The organism is Tsukamurella hominis (genome assembly GCF_965137015.1).
GTDB lineage: Bacteria > Actinomycetota > Actinomycetes > Mycobacteriales > Mycobacteriaceae > Tsukamurella > Tsukamurella hominis.
Window position 1 is genome coordinate 18,492 of sequence record NZ_CBCRZG010000028.1, and the last position, 12,721, is coordinate 31,212.

Sequence of the window (12,721 nt, forward strand, 5' to 3'; positions counted from 1 at the left end):
TCGATGAGGCTCTCCGCATCGAGATTCGACACGATCGACCTTGCGTCCAAGTCCGCGGAGATCATCTCCGGAGCAACTGGACTGGGGGAGGGACCGCGCGTGCACCGGCTCGGCACTGACACCCGCTTGGAGCCGCTGCTGACCCGCTCGACGAAGGCTCCGATCGCGCTGTCGGAGCCGGCGATCCACGATCTTGATTGTCGAGGTATCGCCATCTCCGGGCGACTCTGATTTATTGAGTTGCGGCTCCAGATCGCAGCCGCTCAACAACGCTGCGCCCAGTGCGACGCAAAGCAGAGAGAGCGTACGGATGCTGTTTCGTCGCGCGCTCTTAGAGGAAGGTGTAGCCATATCCCTATTGTACGCGTCCGCTGATAACTCTGGGTGATCCCGATCCGGTTATCAGAAATGGCCGAACACGTCCGTTCTCGCCTTGGTAGTGGAGGAAATTGGATTCCACGTTTGCAAGGGAACTATTGGGGAAGTTTCCGTTGTAGTCGTAACGGTCGGCGATATCGGGGCGATAGGTCAAACTGTACGTTCCGTCCGGATTCATGTGGACAGTTGTGGCAGTGGATACGCCCGCGAGCTGCTCTACGTTGCGGTCACCCGCGGCCGCGACCGCAACGACATCTATGTCTACGACACCGACGACGCCAGCGGTGCGATCGCTGAGCAGCCGGCAACGAACGACCCTCGCCGCCATCGCCGCGGCCCACCAGGCGGGCAACGCCGCCGACTGGACCGGCCGCGCCCGCCAGATCCGCACCGGCATACTCGAGCAAGCCCACGCCGCTCACCATGCTGAGCGCGACCGCGCTGAACGAGCCCGGCAGCGTGGCGAGCAGATCCGCGACGCCCAGCAACAGCACCGATACCGCAGCACCGATCGCGGCCGCATCGATGACGGGTATGACCTCAGCTTCTAGCTCATGTGGCGCAAACCTAACAGCCTGGCTGTTAGGTTTGCGCCACACTTTGTCTGCTGCCGAGGCTGTCGTCGTCGGCATAATCGAGACCATGAGCAGGGATCGCGCCTCCCGCACGCGCCGCACCGTAAGAGGATCGATCCTCCGAGCCGGGATCGCGGTCGGCGCCGCATCGGCTTTGTTGAGCGGGTGCAGCATGGGCCCGACGGTGAGTGGATCCGAGTCCGCCGGCGCCAGCGACACCGCGACGATCAAGAAGGTCGAGGAACGCATCGGCGCGAACATCCCGAACAACGCCGACATCAGGATCGTCTCGACAGCGCGATCGTCTGTCGCGATGACAGGGCCGGACGAGACCTACTCAGTGACCATCGAGGGCAACGAGCAAGCGATCGGCGGGTTCGTCTCGCAGGTCGCGCCGCCCGCGACCCAGCGTGTGACGGTCGAGAGCCGATGCTCCGCCACGACGAGCGCACCGGCGGAGCCGCGCGTCGATGCGGTCGAACGGGGCCAGGCACGGAACATCGTCGCGAACCTGGACATGTTCAACAAGATCGAGCGGTGTGCGCCAATCGGCGTACTGTTCCTGCCGAGCAGTCCGGGCGCTGCGGTCGCCGCGATCTATCACCAAGGCGCCAAGGCGATCATCGCACTGAACACTGGCGCTTGAAATACGTTTGGCGACAAGGCGACCTGACCTGATGGCGGGGCCGAGAGCACAACGTCGTCGCGACCCCGGACACTTTCGACAAGATCGAGCGGTGCGCGCCGGGCGTTGTTGGGATAATCGGAACCAGAGGAGGACGCACGATGACTGCCGATCTGAACGACAGCGCCGAACAGCGCGCGAACGCCGACTACGAGCTGACCGGCGACAGCCCCGAGTCCCGACGTCTCAGCGCTGAGATCCTGGTCAAGGTTGGCCGACTCGAGGGCAAGACCCCCGATCAGTGGGTTCTCGACGTCGCAGAAGGCCGACTGCCCGCCTAATCACAGGCTCCGATTGCCCAGTTGACCTGCTAGTTCAGGTGTCGGTACTCTGGGCGGACAGAGTTGTCACACCAGGTTGGTGCGCTGGCACCCGCGAGGGTGTCTACCAGGAGGAAGGAGGTGGAGGATGCAGGGCGATCGGTATGTGCGGCAGATGATGATGGCGACGACCGCCGTCGAGATTCTCCGCCGTGAGCCTTCCCACCTGTCGGATCCGCGACTGCGCGACCGGCTTAAGAGCAACTACGCCGGCGTCCAGGGTGAGTTCTACGACCGGTGCTACCGGCAGTGGATGGACCTGCTCTCCGGCGGCGACGTCGATCTACTCACCGAGCAGGTGACGGCCAACACCGAGCTCGGTGGCGGTCTGCGCACGCTCTCCCCGCTCGGCACGCTGATCCCGTCCGACATTCGCCAGCAGATCATCACCGATGCGATGATGCACCGCCCGCTGTTGCCGGCTGCTGCGTGAATCAGGACCAACTTCGGCTCGGCATCGCTGCGGCGTGCCAGCTCACCGGTGAACCGTACGTCGTTGTCGTGGGTTCGCAGGCAATCCTCGGCTCGCACTCTCACAACGAGCTGCCCGCGACAGCTGTCCTGTCCCGCGAGATGGACGTCACGCTGTGGACGCAGTTCGTTCAAGAGGCGACGCCAGACGAGATCGCGGACAAGCTCACGAAGGTCAACGTCTACCTCGGTGAGGAGTCCGGTTTCGACTATGAACACGGCTTCTACATCGAAGCGATCCAGCGCGAGACCGTGATCTTCCCTGCAGGTTGGCAGGATCGTCTCGTCCGGTTCGAGTGCGGTATCCCGGGCAAGGCCTACGGCGTGTCCGGCTTTTGCCTCGAGCCTCACGATCTGTGTGTGTCGAAGGCACTCGCCGGTCGCGAGAAGGACTGGGAATTCATCAGAGCTCTCGTCACCGCCGGCGTAGTGCAGGCCGACGTGATTCACGAGCGCATCACCGGCACGATCGAGTGGCCACCTCACTATGAGTTCGATGTCTCGATCGCGGTCGAGCGGGCCGCGTCGACGATCCTCGGCTTCTAGACCTGACCTCCGGCGGTGCTGCAGGGCGGGGACCGCCGCCCCGGCAGGAGAACCCGCACTGGACGTTGTTTCACTCGCACTACGGGTTCGATCCGTTCTACTGCCAGCCTGGTATCGCGCGGGGCGCATGAGAAGGGCGGCGTTGAGGGCGAGGTCGGCTGGTTCCGCCGCAACCGGCTGACCCCGATGCCGCAGGTGGAGTCCCTTGATGAGCTCAACGAGCAGATCAAGGCCCGGGAGGACCGCGACGAGGGCCTGGCGGATCGACGGACGACTGCGCACCATCGGCCAGGACTACCAGCACGACCGGGCTGCGCTGGCTCCGCTGCCGGTGGAGGATTTCGACCCTGGTCTGGTCCTCACACCGTGGGTGGACCGGTCGGCGATGATCACAGTTCGGATGGTCCGCTACTCGGTGCCAGCGCATCTGATCGGCCGCCGGGTCCGCGTCTCGCTGCAGGCCTGGCAGCTGCTGGTCTACGACGGCCGCGCCTGGTCGCGCGGCACCAGCGCGTCGCCGGCCGCGGTATCGCGAAGGTCGACCTCGACCACTACCTCGAGGTTCTCAAGTTCAAACCCGGCGCCCTGCCGGGTGCAGTCTCCGGGGGCTACGCACTCCCGTGCTGCCACCCTGACAAACCGGACTACATGCGTTGGGCGAGCGAAAGCGCCGAAGCCCCGCCTGACCCTTTGATGGTCAGGCGGGGCTTGGACAAGGCTGTGGCCTCCGCCATGCTCACCTCGAGCTGCGGTCTGTTCAGCGTCGCGGAGAGAGGGCCCCGAAGCCTACCAACCATTCGGTCGGCAGTGTTCTCGGGAAGCCACCTAGCCAGAGCAGTGATGCCGCGCGTGGGGGGCGTACCAGCAGCGTTGCTCTGGATCCCATCGTGCACCTGCAGCTTTGGCGTGGTCCTTCTCTTCGAAGGGGACATCGAGCCACTGCCGATCGTTCATGTCGGCTAGTATCCGGCATCTGGTGGTCCATCGCCCGGTCTTCAACTAGTCCCGATGTCTCGGGAGGTTGGGGTGGGCCCCAGACGAACGGGGGTAGCGCGCGCTCGTACAGGTCATCGTTCACATGACTAGAGGTACCAGCTCGGCGTTTGGTTCCGTTCAGTCTGTGGTGGCGTCGACGAGGAGCTGGAGAAGGTCCTCGAGGAGCTGTCCGGCGCGGGCGTCGACGGCGTCGAGTACGTCGTTGACGTCGGCGAGGGCGCTCTGTGCTGCGCGGCGCGCAGCGAGGCCGCGGTCGACGAAGGTCTGCGGGTCCAGCGGCGCCCGGCGTGGGGTACTCGGGGAGCTCAGGTTCGCGTGCCCGGGGCGTGCCGGGCCGGGGCGGGCCGGGGCGAATTTGAACGCTGTTGCTGCCCAATATGATTCGCCGATAAGCTACCTTATGACATATCGCCGATATATCGCGATGCTATCGCCAGTCCTAGACTGGTCTGATTCGCTGCCGACCGTCACCCTCTTCGGTGCGCTCGACCAGCAGGTTTCCTCGCTACGCTCTGGGTATGACGATCCGGCCGACGGTGATGATTGACCCGGACACGTTCTCGATCTGGATCGAGATCCGCGGCCGCGCCGGCGCCCGCTGGCTCTCGCACCGCGGCGAACGCGCCAACGCTGCCGATCCCCGCTGGCGTGCGATCCGTGGGTGCTGGCGGCGCTGAGCGCCGAGGCGCACCGAGATGATGGATCACCTGGTGCGCCCCTTGCTGTTAGAGCGTCGTGTCTCGAATCGACGCGAACCACTCTTGGGTGCGCGTGTAGCCGTCCTCCGCGTCCGCCGCTGCGGCCGCGGTGCCCCACAGCTCCACCGCCCATTCGCCCAGCGCCGCTGTTTCGCTCCCGGCCGCCTCCACCGTCGTCGCCGTGTCGCCCAAGACCAGCGCGACGCCGACGACCTCGATCCGCTTCCACTCCGAGCGGAGATCGTCCCATCCCAGAGCCTGGACTGTCTGCACCCGCTGCACCAAGGTCTCGGCGAACCGTCGACGGTGCGCCTCCGCAGGCGCCCCGTCCGTGGCCAGCTCCTGGCTCGCCTCGGCGCCGCGCTCTCGTCGCGCCAGCAGCCGCGCGTTCGTCATCGCCTGCTTGTGACTCTTGATGATCTCCTGCAGCGCATCGGCTGTCGCGCTCCCGAGGTTCACCTGTCCGGATATGGTCGACGACAGCGGACCCGCTTCACCCCACGGCACCGTCTCGTCGATCCGCGTGATCTGCATGACGAGCCGATCACCGTCGCGGAAGGGGGCTGCGACCGCGCGTGCGAGATCAAACGGGTACCGGGATGCGTCAGGCGGCCCGAACGTCGCCACGGCGTTTGCGTACACCTCTAGGCGGCCGATGATCCTGTCCGTCAGCTCGACGCGCGCCAGGTGCGCGGTGGTCACCTCGTCGCTCACTGGTGCGATCCGTTCGTCCTCATTCATGCTGCCCCCTTTGGTCTCTCAGTCTTCTTTCGAGCAAGGCCACCACTCCTTCGGGCGGCTTACCCTCCGCCGGCGGCCGTCAGGTTCCGTGGGCATCCCTCGATCACCGCGGACGCGATGATGTCCGTCGCCTTGTCGAGGTCGAGTCCGTAGGCCTTCTCGAGGCTCTGCGCGATGGCCGCGTTCGACGCCTTGTTGTCGAACTGCGTGCACACGCTCTTGACGGCGTCACCGAGCGTCGCGTCCGGCTGCGTGAAGCCCTTCTCGCGCAGGGCGGCGATCGCCGCATCCACGTTGACCGACGCCTCCGCCGTGCTACTCGCGGCGCTGCTCGAACTCGTCTTCGTCTCGTCACCGCCCCCGCACGCGGCCGTCGCGCCGATGACCGCGACCGCGATCGCCAGGCCGGCGCCACCCCGCCTCAGCACCTGTAGATTCATCGAATTCCTCCCCTATTCGGTCGGCGGCACACGCCGCCGATGGTCCGTTCCAGGCGGTGGTGCTGCGCGCACCGCCGCGATGATCTTCGCGTCGAGCTCCGGACACGGCCCGGGCCCCTCCTCTGCCAGCTGGTCGACCCACCGCAGCAGGTAGTCCTCGAGTGCAGCATCGACGACGTTCCGCCCGGCGTTGCAACCGTAGCGGCTGTTCGTGTAGTTCGCGCCCATACCAATTGGACGCACCAGCGAGTCGATCGGTTCCCGATCGTCACGACCACGTCCAGGGCACCGTCACCTCGAGGCCGGCGAGCAGATCGCCAGAGAACGCGGCAGCATCGTCGACGTGGACGAGGTACGGCACCCGACGGGGCAGCCAGGTCACTCCAGGGTCGACGTAGACGGTGGTGAACAACCCGCCGTCGGTGCCGGCCGGGATCCGCGCGTACTGCGCACCGAGCCGCTCGCGCACCTCGACGCAGCCGGGATCCTCGCAGTGGTCCTCGTGCGCCAGGTTGTCCACCGCGACCAACGTCCACACGCAGTCCGCGCCGTACATCGCGATCAGGTACCGATCCCGCGCCCCCTCGACGGGGTACATCATCGTCGGCGACATGAAGCAGTACACCGCGTCCTGGTCGACGAGCCCGTCACGTGTCGGCAACAGCTCCGGGACGTGCGGCTCCTCCCCGATCGATGCGAGGTGCGCCAGGCGCTCGAGGATCTCCGGCGGAAGCGTCGTGCTCGTCATGACGTCTACACCTCCTGCTGCACGGTCGCGGCGGCGTGATGCGCCGCCGGCAGCGTCAGCGGCCCGTCGCCACTCCATCGCCATCCGTTGTCCGGGATCCCGATCGGATCGTCTTCCGGGGCCGCTCCCACGTACACCGGCACGGGATCGCCCTCCGTGTCCGTCAGCACCACGATCGGCACCTCGGCAGCGCCGGAGATCCCGTACTTCTGGCCGACAGCGAACCGGCGCCCCTCCGCGACTGCAGCGTCCAGCACCGCGCGGTCCTGGACGCTGGCGAACGGGAGCCACTGCTCCGTCATCGTTATCAGCGTCAGCTCATGCGCCCGCGCGGTGCCCGTGCGGCCCACCGAGAAGGTCGCGGCCACCACCAGGCGGACCGTCGGATCCGCGTTCCACAGCTCGAGCTCGTCGGCGAACCGAGACTGCATCCGACGGTGCAGGTCCTCGTCGAGCACGATTGGCGCATCCGGCGCGTGGCGCACCGTCAGCAGGTGCCCGCCGAACCGGCCGACGTCGATCTTCTTGACCTCACCGACCAGCACCATCAACTGCGTCGTCCGCGCCGGCACCTCCCGCGCGAGACGCCACGCCTCCTCCCGCCGTGCCGCGATCTCACGCTTGTGATCCGCGTGGAACGGTTCCGGCAGCCACACCCGGGCAGCTAGCGACCCACCGCGCACCTGCTTGTCGGTCGCCGCCCCTCGCACGTACCAGCTCACTACCCTCCACGACCGCTTCCCGACCATTCCCGGGCTCCAGGAGGTCATGCCCGCCTCATCCCACAGCCAGCAGAGCAGCCCGTGCAGGGTCATCTTCGCCCCGTCGGCACGGACCACCTTCGACTCGCTCGTGCTCGCCGCCGGCGGACGCCCCTTCCCGGGCCGCTTCGACAGCGAGAAGTCCAGCCGCACGTCGGCCAAGCCATCCTCGCGGATCCGCACCGCGTCCAGGACGCGACCGATCCCGGTCAGCGACTCCGACGGTGACCACGACTCGCATCCCGGCTCGTGATCGCCACCCGAACCGGGCATCCGCTTCACCACGAACCGATCGCCCACCTTCGCCACGTACAGCTCCGGTCGCGCGCCGCACCCGCACATCGGTCGCCGCCGAGCGCTATGCGCCGCGGCGAGCAGCTCCTGGACGCGGTCGTCGCTCGAGGTGTCGTCGAGCCAGACGCCCTCGACGAGAATCCCCCGCCGGCGCATCACCGATGACATGCGCCGTCCCTCGCTGTGCCCGTCGGCTTGCTCGACCGCGAGGGCTTCGCGCCGTTCGGCGCCCAGCCCGCCGCCCCCGGTCCGGGCTTGGTGATCGTGAGCCCGGAGCCGGCGGGCCCCGGCGGAACCGTCTTCGGGACGGTCACCTTCGGCGACGGCGGCCGGCTCGGGTCGGCCGGCATCGACTGATAACAGTCCACGTTCGGGCGTGCGGGCTGCGTCGTCGCGCACACCCCGCGGCTCCCGCTCCCGCACGCCTCCCGCGGTGCGGCAGTCGCCAACGGCGTCGCCGCCGCCGTGATCGCGGCCGCGGCCAGCACCGCCGCCGCCCTTCGCGCCACTCGGACTCGTCGCTGATCGGTCATCTTCGTCCCTCCCACATCGGATCTATTCGAGTCGGAGTATCGGCACGAAGGCCGCTTTCGCGCGACCAACTACCACAGCAGCAACTCGTCCAGGGCCCCGCTCTCGTCGGTCCCGGCGCTGCGCGCCGCGGCGTACTCGGCCGCCGACCAACAGCCGGACCGGACCAGCTCTCGTACGCGGAACGACCGCTCAGCGCGGCGCGCCGAATCCACGACCAGGTCGCTTCCCCGGTGCCGCCCGGAGTCGATCGCGTGGAGCATGTTCGCCGACTGCGTCGACGCGTGCACGTGCTCGTCGGCCACCCGCACGCACAGCGGCTCGTTGCAGTCGTGCTCGGCCACACCTTCCGCCTCGAGGTGCCCAGCAGCCAGCCATAGCGCGAAGCGGTGCGCCGACACCGTCGCGACCTCGGACCGCGCCGGGCCCGTGCGCACGCGGATCCGGCCGTACCCGTCAGGTGTGCTGATCGCGCCGACCCACACCATGCAGCCCGTCGGGATCTCGACGATCCGCGACCGGAACGCAGCAACCGCGTCCGCCGGTGGCGCCTCGCGCCACCACCTGCGCGCCGGCCTCGGCGACGCCCGCTCCGTCGGCACCAAGAACGCCAGTCCCGGCAGCGGAAGGGCGTCGCCGTCGCCGGCGTCCCGCTCAGTTGGATGTGCGGAGCTCACCTTCGGGCCTACCCTTCCGGCGCGGTGACCGCCGCGCCCGCTCGTGGGCCAGTAAACACCGGCCCACCGACAGGAACAGGAGAGCTGCGATGCGAGTAACCGTCTATTCCAATCCCGAGTGCGGCCAATGTTTCGCGACACAGCGCGCCCTCGAAAAGGCGGGAATCGAATTCCGCCACGTCGATCTATCGACCGATGAGACCGCCCGCAATCACCTTTCCGAACAGGGCTATTCGACTGTGCCGCTCGTCGAAGTCGACGGTGAGATTCTGTGGACCGGATTTAGGCCGGAACGAATCGACAAACTCGCTCAAATGCCCACCGCTGCAGAGGTATAGACACCCCCGCCACGTTCAGTTTCATGGTAAAATGAAGCTCTACAACGAGGGGTGATCATCATGGCTGAGCAGACGTTCGAGCAGTGGCGCGCGCAGTACCGCGATGTCTTCGACCGCCTCGAGCCGCGTCAGGCTGAGATCCTGCTCGACGTCTGCTACTCGAGCTGGCTGGAGAACGCCGCGCCCTCGCGCCGCGAGCTCGAGGTGCTCGGCCAGCAAGTCGCCGGCGAGATCAGCGCCTCGCAGGCCCTCGACGGTGCCCGCCCGGCCGCGGCTGGCGTGAGCGGCCGGCGTTGAGCGATGCCGAGCGAGCCGCCGAGCTCGCCCGGTTCCACGCGCTGTTCTACCCGGGCACGACCGTCCTCCAGAACAAGTACGGCCTCCGCGACGCTGACGAGCTCCACGCCCGCGAACGCCACGCCGCGAACGTCCGGGCCGTCGAACTGCGGACGAACCCGGGGCTCATCCCACGCTCGCACGACCTCGCCCAACTGCAGGCCATCCATCGGCACCTCTTCCAGGATGTGTACGCGTGGGCGGGCGAGGTCCGCGAGTTCAACATCGCCAAAGGCGGGAAGCCGTTCGCCCACTACGGCAACATCCAGCGGTACTACTTCGCCGGCATCGAGTACGACCTTCGACAGCACGACAACGGCCTCAGATCGGCCGATCGCGACACCTTCGCGCTCGCCGCGGCAGACCTGTTCGCCAACGTCAACCAGGCCCACCCGTTCCGTGAAGGCAATGGACGCTCGACCCGGATGTTCATCGAGTCCGTCATCCGAGACGTCGCCCCGCACTACCAACTGAACCTGCGCACCGCCGCCGCCTCCAAGGAGGCGTGGAACGACGCGTCGCACCAGTCGCGGCCCGACGTCGACCACCTCGCTCCCGATCCCACGCCACTGCTCGACGTCTTCCGCGCCGCCACCCACACCAGGACCCGACAGCGGTACCGCAGTCTCGATCGCGGCAGCTCCGCGTCCGCTGGCTACGGCGCCGAGCTGTAGTCGATCGACCCCAGCACCGCGGCATAGATCAGCGCCGCAAGCGCCGCACCTGATCTGTCCGCGGGGGCGAGTTCAGCAAGACCCTCCCGGTCGATGGGCTCGCCGGCCGCCGCGGCCACGATCACCGCGCGCGCCGGCACCGGGGTGCACTCCACATCTGCGGGCAGCGCGACGAACCTCTCCGGAGACTCCGAGACAACCGCGCGCACGGCCTCGATGCCGAAGCCAGCGCGCGCCGCTTCATCCGCCACCGCGCGGCCGAGCCGCTCGATTACACAAGCCCCCAGCACACCCGATGCGAACATCGTCTGCAGCGTTCCCTCGTCCGCGATGCTCGTCAGCGACAGGTCCTCCGGCGGCTCTTCGGTGAAGCACTCGCGGACCACCTCGTCGCACGCGTCGAGCACGTGCGCGACGTCGACGACGCCGACACCGATCGATGCGGCGGCCATCGCGCTCACCGCGTCGACGGGGCTTCCCGCGTCGGTCGCTTCCGGCTGCTCCATCGCTGCGCCCTCCGTGCTGTTCGTCTGCATGTCGATGCTCTCGACCCTAGGGCCGCGCGTGCCGCGGTGCGACCACCACGGCACGAGACAGAAGTGTCCCGCTCGGCCGAGGTGACCACGCGACCGCGATGCGGAAACGAGGGGAGGCTGCGACGCGGAGCCCATACCGACCGAGCGGGACGGGGCGGAGTTTGGCACGAAACTTCATGACCGCGCGAACATCTCCCTTGCTACGCATTTATTCGAGACATATAATCGAGGTACACCGAGGAGGAGGAACCGCCCCATGAAATTCGATCCGAACACCGCCCCACCCTGCACCGAGCACCCCGACTGGTTCGATCTCGAGACGTCGAACGCTGCCCTCGCGCGTCAGGCGATCGACCTCTGCGCAACGTGCCCGTTCCTCGACGCGTGCGAGGCGCTGCGACTGGAGCTCGCACAGGATGGCAACCTCGCGTTCGCGATCTACGCCGGCCGGATGCACGCCAAGCGCGGCGTGGAGGTCCCTATCGCAGACATCGCCCGTGTCGATCGTTTCGGCCACCGCGGACGCCCTCCGCGCATCACTGCCGCGGCGTGACGTTCCGGCCAGCGCGCAGCGCGCTCGGCCACCAGGCATCAAACTCCGCCGGGCTGCCCTGTCGCCGCGCCGTCCACAGAAGCCGTCGCTGCCGGCGGTCCAACTCGCGGCGGATCGCTGCCGCCCGGGGCGCCTCGGTCTCTCGGCCGAGCAGGTTCGCCAGCTCCGCCGACAAGGCGGGATAGTCAGACGTGCGATCAGCAAGCAGCGCCTGGTGGCATTCGTCTAGTTCAAGGTCCTCGACCACCGTCGCGTACTCCAACGACTGCGTCCACGGACGTCGGCCCGCGGCGCCGTCGCAGCATCCAACGACACGCTCGAGGATCCGGAGCTGCGCCGCCGCGTCGCGACCGCCCGCATCCTCCGCCCGCATCACGTTCCCCCGATGCTCGCCGCGCAGTTCACAAGGAGGTCACCGCACGCGATGAGCTTGGCATCGCCCGAGCGGTCCAACTGCGCGGCGACCTGCCGCCACTGCTCTGCCACGGATGCCGGCCACGGCACACACAGTGCCGGCTGCTCCGGCGGGAGCTCCGGCGGCACATCCGGCTCCTCGAAAAGAACCTCCGGGACCGGTCCGAGCGCGGCCGCCCGAACCTGGAGGATCGCAGCTACTCCCGTCACTCGGCCCGCCAACCACATGCTCGCGCGGTGGCGATACGCCTCGTCTTCGATCGGCAGCGATGTCACGAGCCGGTCCGCGAGCTCCGCGTACAACAGCGGCGCCGTCACGACGCGCCCGCCGCGCGTGGGCTCCCCTGCGGCACTGCCCTCGGTGCCCCCCTCCTCGACGAGCCCCGCCTCGCTGTGGACCTCGGCGCCGCCGGCGCCGACAAGCCGAACTTCTCCAGCGCCGCTGGCGTGAAGAACTCCGCCCCGTTCCATCGCGCCGTGTACTCCTTGTCCGCCGCCGCGAGACCCGCTTCCAGCCGCTCGATCTCCGACCGGATCTCTCGCCGGTGGGTGTCCAGCCGCGACAGCTCCGCGATCTCGCGACGCTGCGCCTCGATCTGATTCTCGAACAGCGCAACTGCGCCCGACTCCTGTGCGTTCATCGTGTCCTCGCTCATGAACTATTCGTAGCGCCGGCACGCCGCCCGCGCGACCAACTGCCGCGCGCTCGCGCTCGTCCTGGTCGACGGTGCCGCGTCGTCGCGCGCTGCCGCGCGCTCGCGCTCGTCCTGGTCGACGGTGCCGCGTCGTCGCGCGCTGCCGCGCGCTTTCCTCCGATCACTCCCCTCCTCCAGAGCTCTTGAGTTCAGAGCACCTCTTCATGCACATCGAGAGATTCCCCAGCTCAGCAACTTCCTCACCAATTGGCACGACCTCTCCGATTTCAGTGCAGTCCCCGCAAGTAGTTAGCTTTCCTTTGGAAAGCCCAAGAAGATACCTGGCACATTGGCACAATGTGCAAGAATGAGCT

At 67.6% G+C, this 12,721-nt stretch carries 23 protein-coding genes and 1 pseudogene; 12 read left to right on the forward strand and 12 right to left on the reverse strand.

Features of this window, described 5'->3' with window-relative positions; translation table 11 throughout:
* Positions 1-3: 3 nt before the first annotated feature.
* Positions 4-231, forward strand: a complete 228-nt coding sequence (locus ACM9LD_RS22660) for a hypothetical protein (RefSeq protein WP_415678776.1) — start codon at positions 4-6, stop codon at positions 229-231.
* Positions 232-605: 374 nt separating this feature from the next.
* Here ACM9LD_RS22660 and ACM9LD_RS22665 read toward each other — a convergent pair whose 3' ends face one another.
* Complete coding sequence (locus tag ACM9LD_RS22665; RefSeq protein WP_415678777.1) at positions 606-1,127, reverse strand: hypothetical protein; 522 nt, start codon at positions 1,125-1,127, stop codon at positions 606-608.
* On the opposite strand from ACM9LD_RS22665, the gene ACM9LD_RS22670 reads away from it, so the two are divergent.
* The 5 genes and pseudogenes from ACM9LD_RS22670 to ACM9LD_RS22690 all read left to right on the forward strand — a co-directional run.
* Positions 1,126-1,599: a hypothetical protein gene (locus tag ACM9LD_RS22670; RefSeq protein ID WP_415678778.1), complete on the forward strand. Its 474-nt coding sequence runs from the start codon at positions 1,126-1,128 to the stop codon at positions 1,597-1,599. The two genes, ACM9LD_RS22665 and ACM9LD_RS22670, sit on opposite strands and share 2 nt — an antisense overlap.
* Before the next feature lie 140 nt (positions 1,600-1,739).
* Entirely contained in the window at positions 1,740-1,919 is a 180-nt protein-coding gene (locus ACM9LD_RS22675; protein ID WP_415678779.1) for a hypothetical protein, read from the forward strand.
* A gap of 127 nt (positions 1,920-2,046) precedes the next feature.
* Positions 2,047-2,391, forward strand: coding sequence for a hypothetical protein (locus ACM9LD_RS22680; protein ID WP_415678780.1), 345 nt, complete (start codon positions 2,047-2,049; stop codon positions 2,389-2,391).
* The gene (locus tag ACM9LD_RS22685; protein ID WP_415678781.1) at positions 2,388-2,975 is read left to right on the forward strand and encodes a DUF6036 family nucleotidyltransferase; all 588 of its coding nucleotides are present in this window, start codon (positions 2,388-2,390) and stop codon (positions 2,973-2,975) included. Before ACM9LD_RS22680 ends, ACM9LD_RS22685 begins: the two co-directional genes overlap by 4 nt.
* A gap of 41 nt (positions 2,976-3,016) precedes the next feature.
* Positions 3,017-3,578: pseudogene (locus tag ACM9LD_RS22690) on the forward strand (Mu transposase domain-containing protein); the annotation flags it as partial.
* Between the two features lie 222 nt (positions 3,579-3,800).
* On the opposite strand, the gene ACM9LD_RS22695 reads toward ACM9LD_RS22690, so the two are convergent.
* Entirely contained in the window at positions 3,801-3,929 is a 129-nt protein-coding gene (locus tag ACM9LD_RS22695) for a DUF5710 domain-containing protein (RefSeq protein WP_415678782.1), read from the reverse strand.
* Between the two features lie 560 nt (positions 3,930-4,489).
* Between ACM9LD_RS22695 and ACM9LD_RS22700 the strand changes: the two genes are divergently transcribed.
* Positions 4,490-4,648: a hypothetical protein gene (locus tag ACM9LD_RS22700; RefSeq protein WP_415678783.1), complete on the forward strand. Its 159-nt coding sequence runs from the start codon at positions 4,490-4,492 to the stop codon at positions 4,646-4,648.
* A 48-nt stretch (positions 4,649-4,696) separates the two neighbouring features.
* On the opposite strand, the gene ACM9LD_RS22705 is transcribed toward ACM9LD_RS22700, so the two are convergent.
* Genes ACM9LD_RS22705 through ACM9LD_RS22725 form a run of 5 tightly spaced genes read right to left on the reverse strand, consistent with a single transcriptional unit; the run spans position 4,697 to position 7,821 of the window.
* The gene (locus ACM9LD_RS22705; protein WP_415678784.1) at positions 4,697-5,410 is read right to left on the reverse strand and encodes a hypothetical protein; all 714 of its coding nucleotides are present in this window, start codon (positions 5,408-5,410) and stop codon (positions 4,697-4,699) included.
* Between the two features lie 59 nt (positions 5,411-5,469).
* Complete coding sequence (locus ACM9LD_RS22710) at positions 5,470-5,838, reverse strand: DUF732 domain-containing protein (RefSeq protein WP_415678785.1); 369 nt, start codon at positions 5,836-5,838, stop codon at positions 5,470-5,472.
* 24 nt (positions 5,839-5,862) lie between these two features.
* Complete coding sequence (locus tag ACM9LD_RS22715; RefSeq protein ID WP_415678786.1) at positions 5,863-6,078, reverse strand: hypothetical protein; 216 nt, start codon at positions 6,076-6,078, stop codon at positions 5,863-5,865.
* Positions 6,079-6,118: 40 nt separating this feature from the next.
* The gene (locus ACM9LD_RS22720; protein ID WP_415678787.1) at positions 6,119-6,598 is read right to left on the reverse strand and encodes a hypothetical protein; all 480 of its coding nucleotides are present in this window, start codon (positions 6,596-6,598) and stop codon (positions 6,119-6,121) included.
* Between the two features lie 5 nt (positions 6,599-6,603).
* A complete protein-coding gene (locus ACM9LD_RS22725; protein WP_415678788.1) occupies positions 6,604-7,821 on the reverse strand; it encodes a DUF1173 family protein in 1,218 nt (405 codons plus the stop codon).
* 15 nt (positions 7,822-7,836) lie between these two features.
* On the opposite strand from ACM9LD_RS22725, the gene ACM9LD_RS22730 reads away from it, so the two are divergent.
* Positions 7,837-8,010, forward strand: coding sequence for a hypothetical protein (locus ACM9LD_RS22730; protein WP_415678789.1), 174 nt, complete (start codon positions 7,837-7,839; stop codon positions 8,008-8,010).
* 245 nt (positions 8,011-8,255) lie between these two features.
* Here ACM9LD_RS22730 and ACM9LD_RS22735 read toward each other — a convergent pair whose 3' ends face one another.
* Positions 8,256-8,861, reverse strand: coding sequence for a hypothetical protein (locus ACM9LD_RS22735; RefSeq protein WP_415678790.1), 606 nt, complete (start codon positions 8,859-8,861; stop codon positions 8,256-8,258).
* An 89-nt stretch (positions 8,862-8,950) separates the two neighbouring features.
* Here ACM9LD_RS22735 and ACM9LD_RS22740 point away from each other — a divergent pair, with 89 nt between their 5' ends.
* From ACM9LD_RS22740 to ACM9LD_RS22750, 3 genes are read left to right on the forward strand one after another with little or no spacing between them, the layout of a single operon-like run.
* A complete protein-coding gene (locus tag ACM9LD_RS22740) occupies positions 8,951-9,199 on the forward strand; it encodes a glutaredoxin domain-containing protein (protein WP_415678791.1) in 249 nt (82 codons plus the stop codon).
* A gap of 60 nt (positions 9,200-9,259) precedes the next feature.
* Positions 9,260-9,496 (forward strand): hypothetical protein, encoded by a 237-nt coding sequence (locus ACM9LD_RS22745; protein ID WP_415678792.1) that lies wholly within the window; start codon positions 9,260-9,262, stop codon positions 9,494-9,496.
* Entirely contained in the window at positions 9,493-10,209 is a 717-nt protein-coding gene (locus ACM9LD_RS22750) for a Fic/DOC family protein (RefSeq protein WP_415678793.1), read from the forward strand. Before ACM9LD_RS22745 ends, ACM9LD_RS22750 begins: the two co-directional genes overlap by 4 nt.
* Here ACM9LD_RS22750 and ACM9LD_RS22755 read toward each other — a convergent pair.
* On the reverse strand, positions 10,191-10,745 hold the full coding sequence (locus ACM9LD_RS22755; protein ID WP_415678794.1) for a hypothetical protein: 555 nt from the start codon (positions 10,743-10,745) through the stop codon (positions 10,191-10,193). The genes ACM9LD_RS22750 and ACM9LD_RS22755 overlap by 19 nt on opposite strands.
* A 256-nt stretch (positions 10,746-11,001) precedes the next feature.
* Between ACM9LD_RS22755 and ACM9LD_RS22760 the strand changes: the two genes are divergently transcribed.
* Positions 11,002-11,298, forward strand: a complete 297-nt coding sequence (locus ACM9LD_RS22760) for a hypothetical protein (protein ID WP_415678795.1) — start codon at positions 11,002-11,004, stop codon at positions 11,296-11,298.
* Here ACM9LD_RS22760 and ACM9LD_RS22765 read toward each other — a convergent pair.
* Genes ACM9LD_RS22765 through ACM9LD_RS22775 form a run of 3 tightly spaced genes read right to left on the reverse strand, consistent with a single transcriptional unit; the run spans position 11,282 to position 12,368 of the window.
* A complete protein-coding gene (locus ACM9LD_RS22765; RefSeq protein WP_415678796.1) occupies positions 11,282-11,674 on the reverse strand; it encodes a hypothetical protein in 393 nt (130 codons plus the stop codon). The genes ACM9LD_RS22760 and ACM9LD_RS22765 overlap by 17 nt on opposite strands.
* On the reverse strand, positions 11,671-12,030 hold the full coding sequence (locus ACM9LD_RS22770) for a hypothetical protein (RefSeq protein ID WP_415678797.1): 360 nt from the start codon (positions 12,028-12,030) through the stop codon (positions 11,671-11,673). The genes ACM9LD_RS22765 and ACM9LD_RS22770 overlap by 4 nt, the downstream gene beginning before the upstream one ends.
* Complete coding sequence (locus ACM9LD_RS22775) at positions 12,027-12,368, reverse strand: hypothetical protein (protein ID WP_415678798.1); 342 nt, start codon at positions 12,366-12,368, stop codon at positions 12,027-12,029. The genes ACM9LD_RS22770 and ACM9LD_RS22775 overlap by 4 nt, the downstream gene beginning before the upstream one ends.
* Positions 12,369-12,721: the final 353 nt, after the last annotated feature.

Excerpts from the sequence above, each read along its gene's own strand:
- ACM9LD_RS22660 (WP_415678776.1), top strand. The coding sequence starts at position 4 with ATGAGGCTCTCCGCATCGAGATTCGACACGATCGACCTTGCGTCCAAG.
- ACM9LD_RS22670 (WP_415678778.1), top strand. The coding sequence starts at position 1,126 with ATGGGCCCGACGGTGAGTGGATCCGAGTCCGCCGGCGCCAGCGACACC.
- ACM9LD_RS22665 (WP_415678777.1), bottom strand. The coding sequence starts at position 1,127 with ATGCTGCACCCGCTCAACAAAGCCGATGCGGCGCCGACCGCGATCCCG.
- ACM9LD_RS22675 (WP_415678779.1), top strand. The coding sequence starts at position 1,740 with ATGACTGCCGATCTGAACGACAGCGCCGAACAGCGCGCGAACGCCGAC.
- ACM9LD_RS22680 (WP_415678780.1), top strand. The coding sequence starts at position 2,047 with ATGCAGGGCGATCGGTATGTGCGGCAGATGATGATGGCGACGACCGCC.
- ACM9LD_RS22695 (WP_415678782.1), bottom strand. The coding sequence starts at position 3,929 with ATGAACGATCGGCAGTGGCTCGATGTCCCCTTCGAAGAGAAGGACCAC.
- ACM9LD_RS22700 (WP_415678783.1), top strand. The coding sequence starts at position 4,490 with ATGACGATCCGGCCGACGGTGATGATTGACCCGGACACGTTCTCGATC.
- ACM9LD_RS22705 (WP_415678784.1), bottom strand. The coding sequence starts at position 5,410 with ATGAATGAGGACGAACGGATCGCACCAGTGAGCGACGAGGTGACCACC.
- ACM9LD_RS22715 (WP_415678786.1), bottom strand. The coding sequence starts at position 6,078 with ATGGGCGCGAACTACACGAACAGCCGCTACGGTTGCAACGCCGGGCGG.
- ACM9LD_RS22720 (WP_415678787.1), bottom strand. The coding sequence starts at position 6,598 with ATGACGAGCACGACGCTTCCGCCGGAGATCCTCGAGCGCCTGGCGCAC.
- ACM9LD_RS22725 (WP_415678788.1), bottom strand. The coding sequence starts at position 7,821 with ATGTCATCGGTGATGCGCCGGCGGGGGATTCTCGTCGAGGGCGTCTGG.
- ACM9LD_RS22740 (WP_415678791.1), top strand. The coding sequence starts at position 8,951 with ATGCGAGTAACCGTCTATTCCAATCCCGAGTGCGGCCAATGTTTCGCG.
- ACM9LD_RS22745 (WP_415678792.1), top strand. The coding sequence starts at position 9,260 with ATGGCTGAGCAGACGTTCGAGCAGTGGCGCGCGCAGTACCGCGATGTC.
- ACM9LD_RS22755 (WP_415678794.1), bottom strand. The coding sequence starts at position 10,745 with ATGCAGACGAACAGCACGGAGGGCGCAGCGATGGAGCAGCCGGAAGCG.
- ACM9LD_RS22760 (WP_415678795.1), top strand. The coding sequence starts at position 11,002 with ATGAAATTCGATCCGAACACCGCCCCACCCTGCACCGAGCACCCCGAC.
- ACM9LD_RS22775 (WP_415678798.1), bottom strand. The coding sequence starts at position 12,368 with ATGAGCGAGGACACGATGAACGCACAGGAGTCGGGCGCAGTTGCGCTG.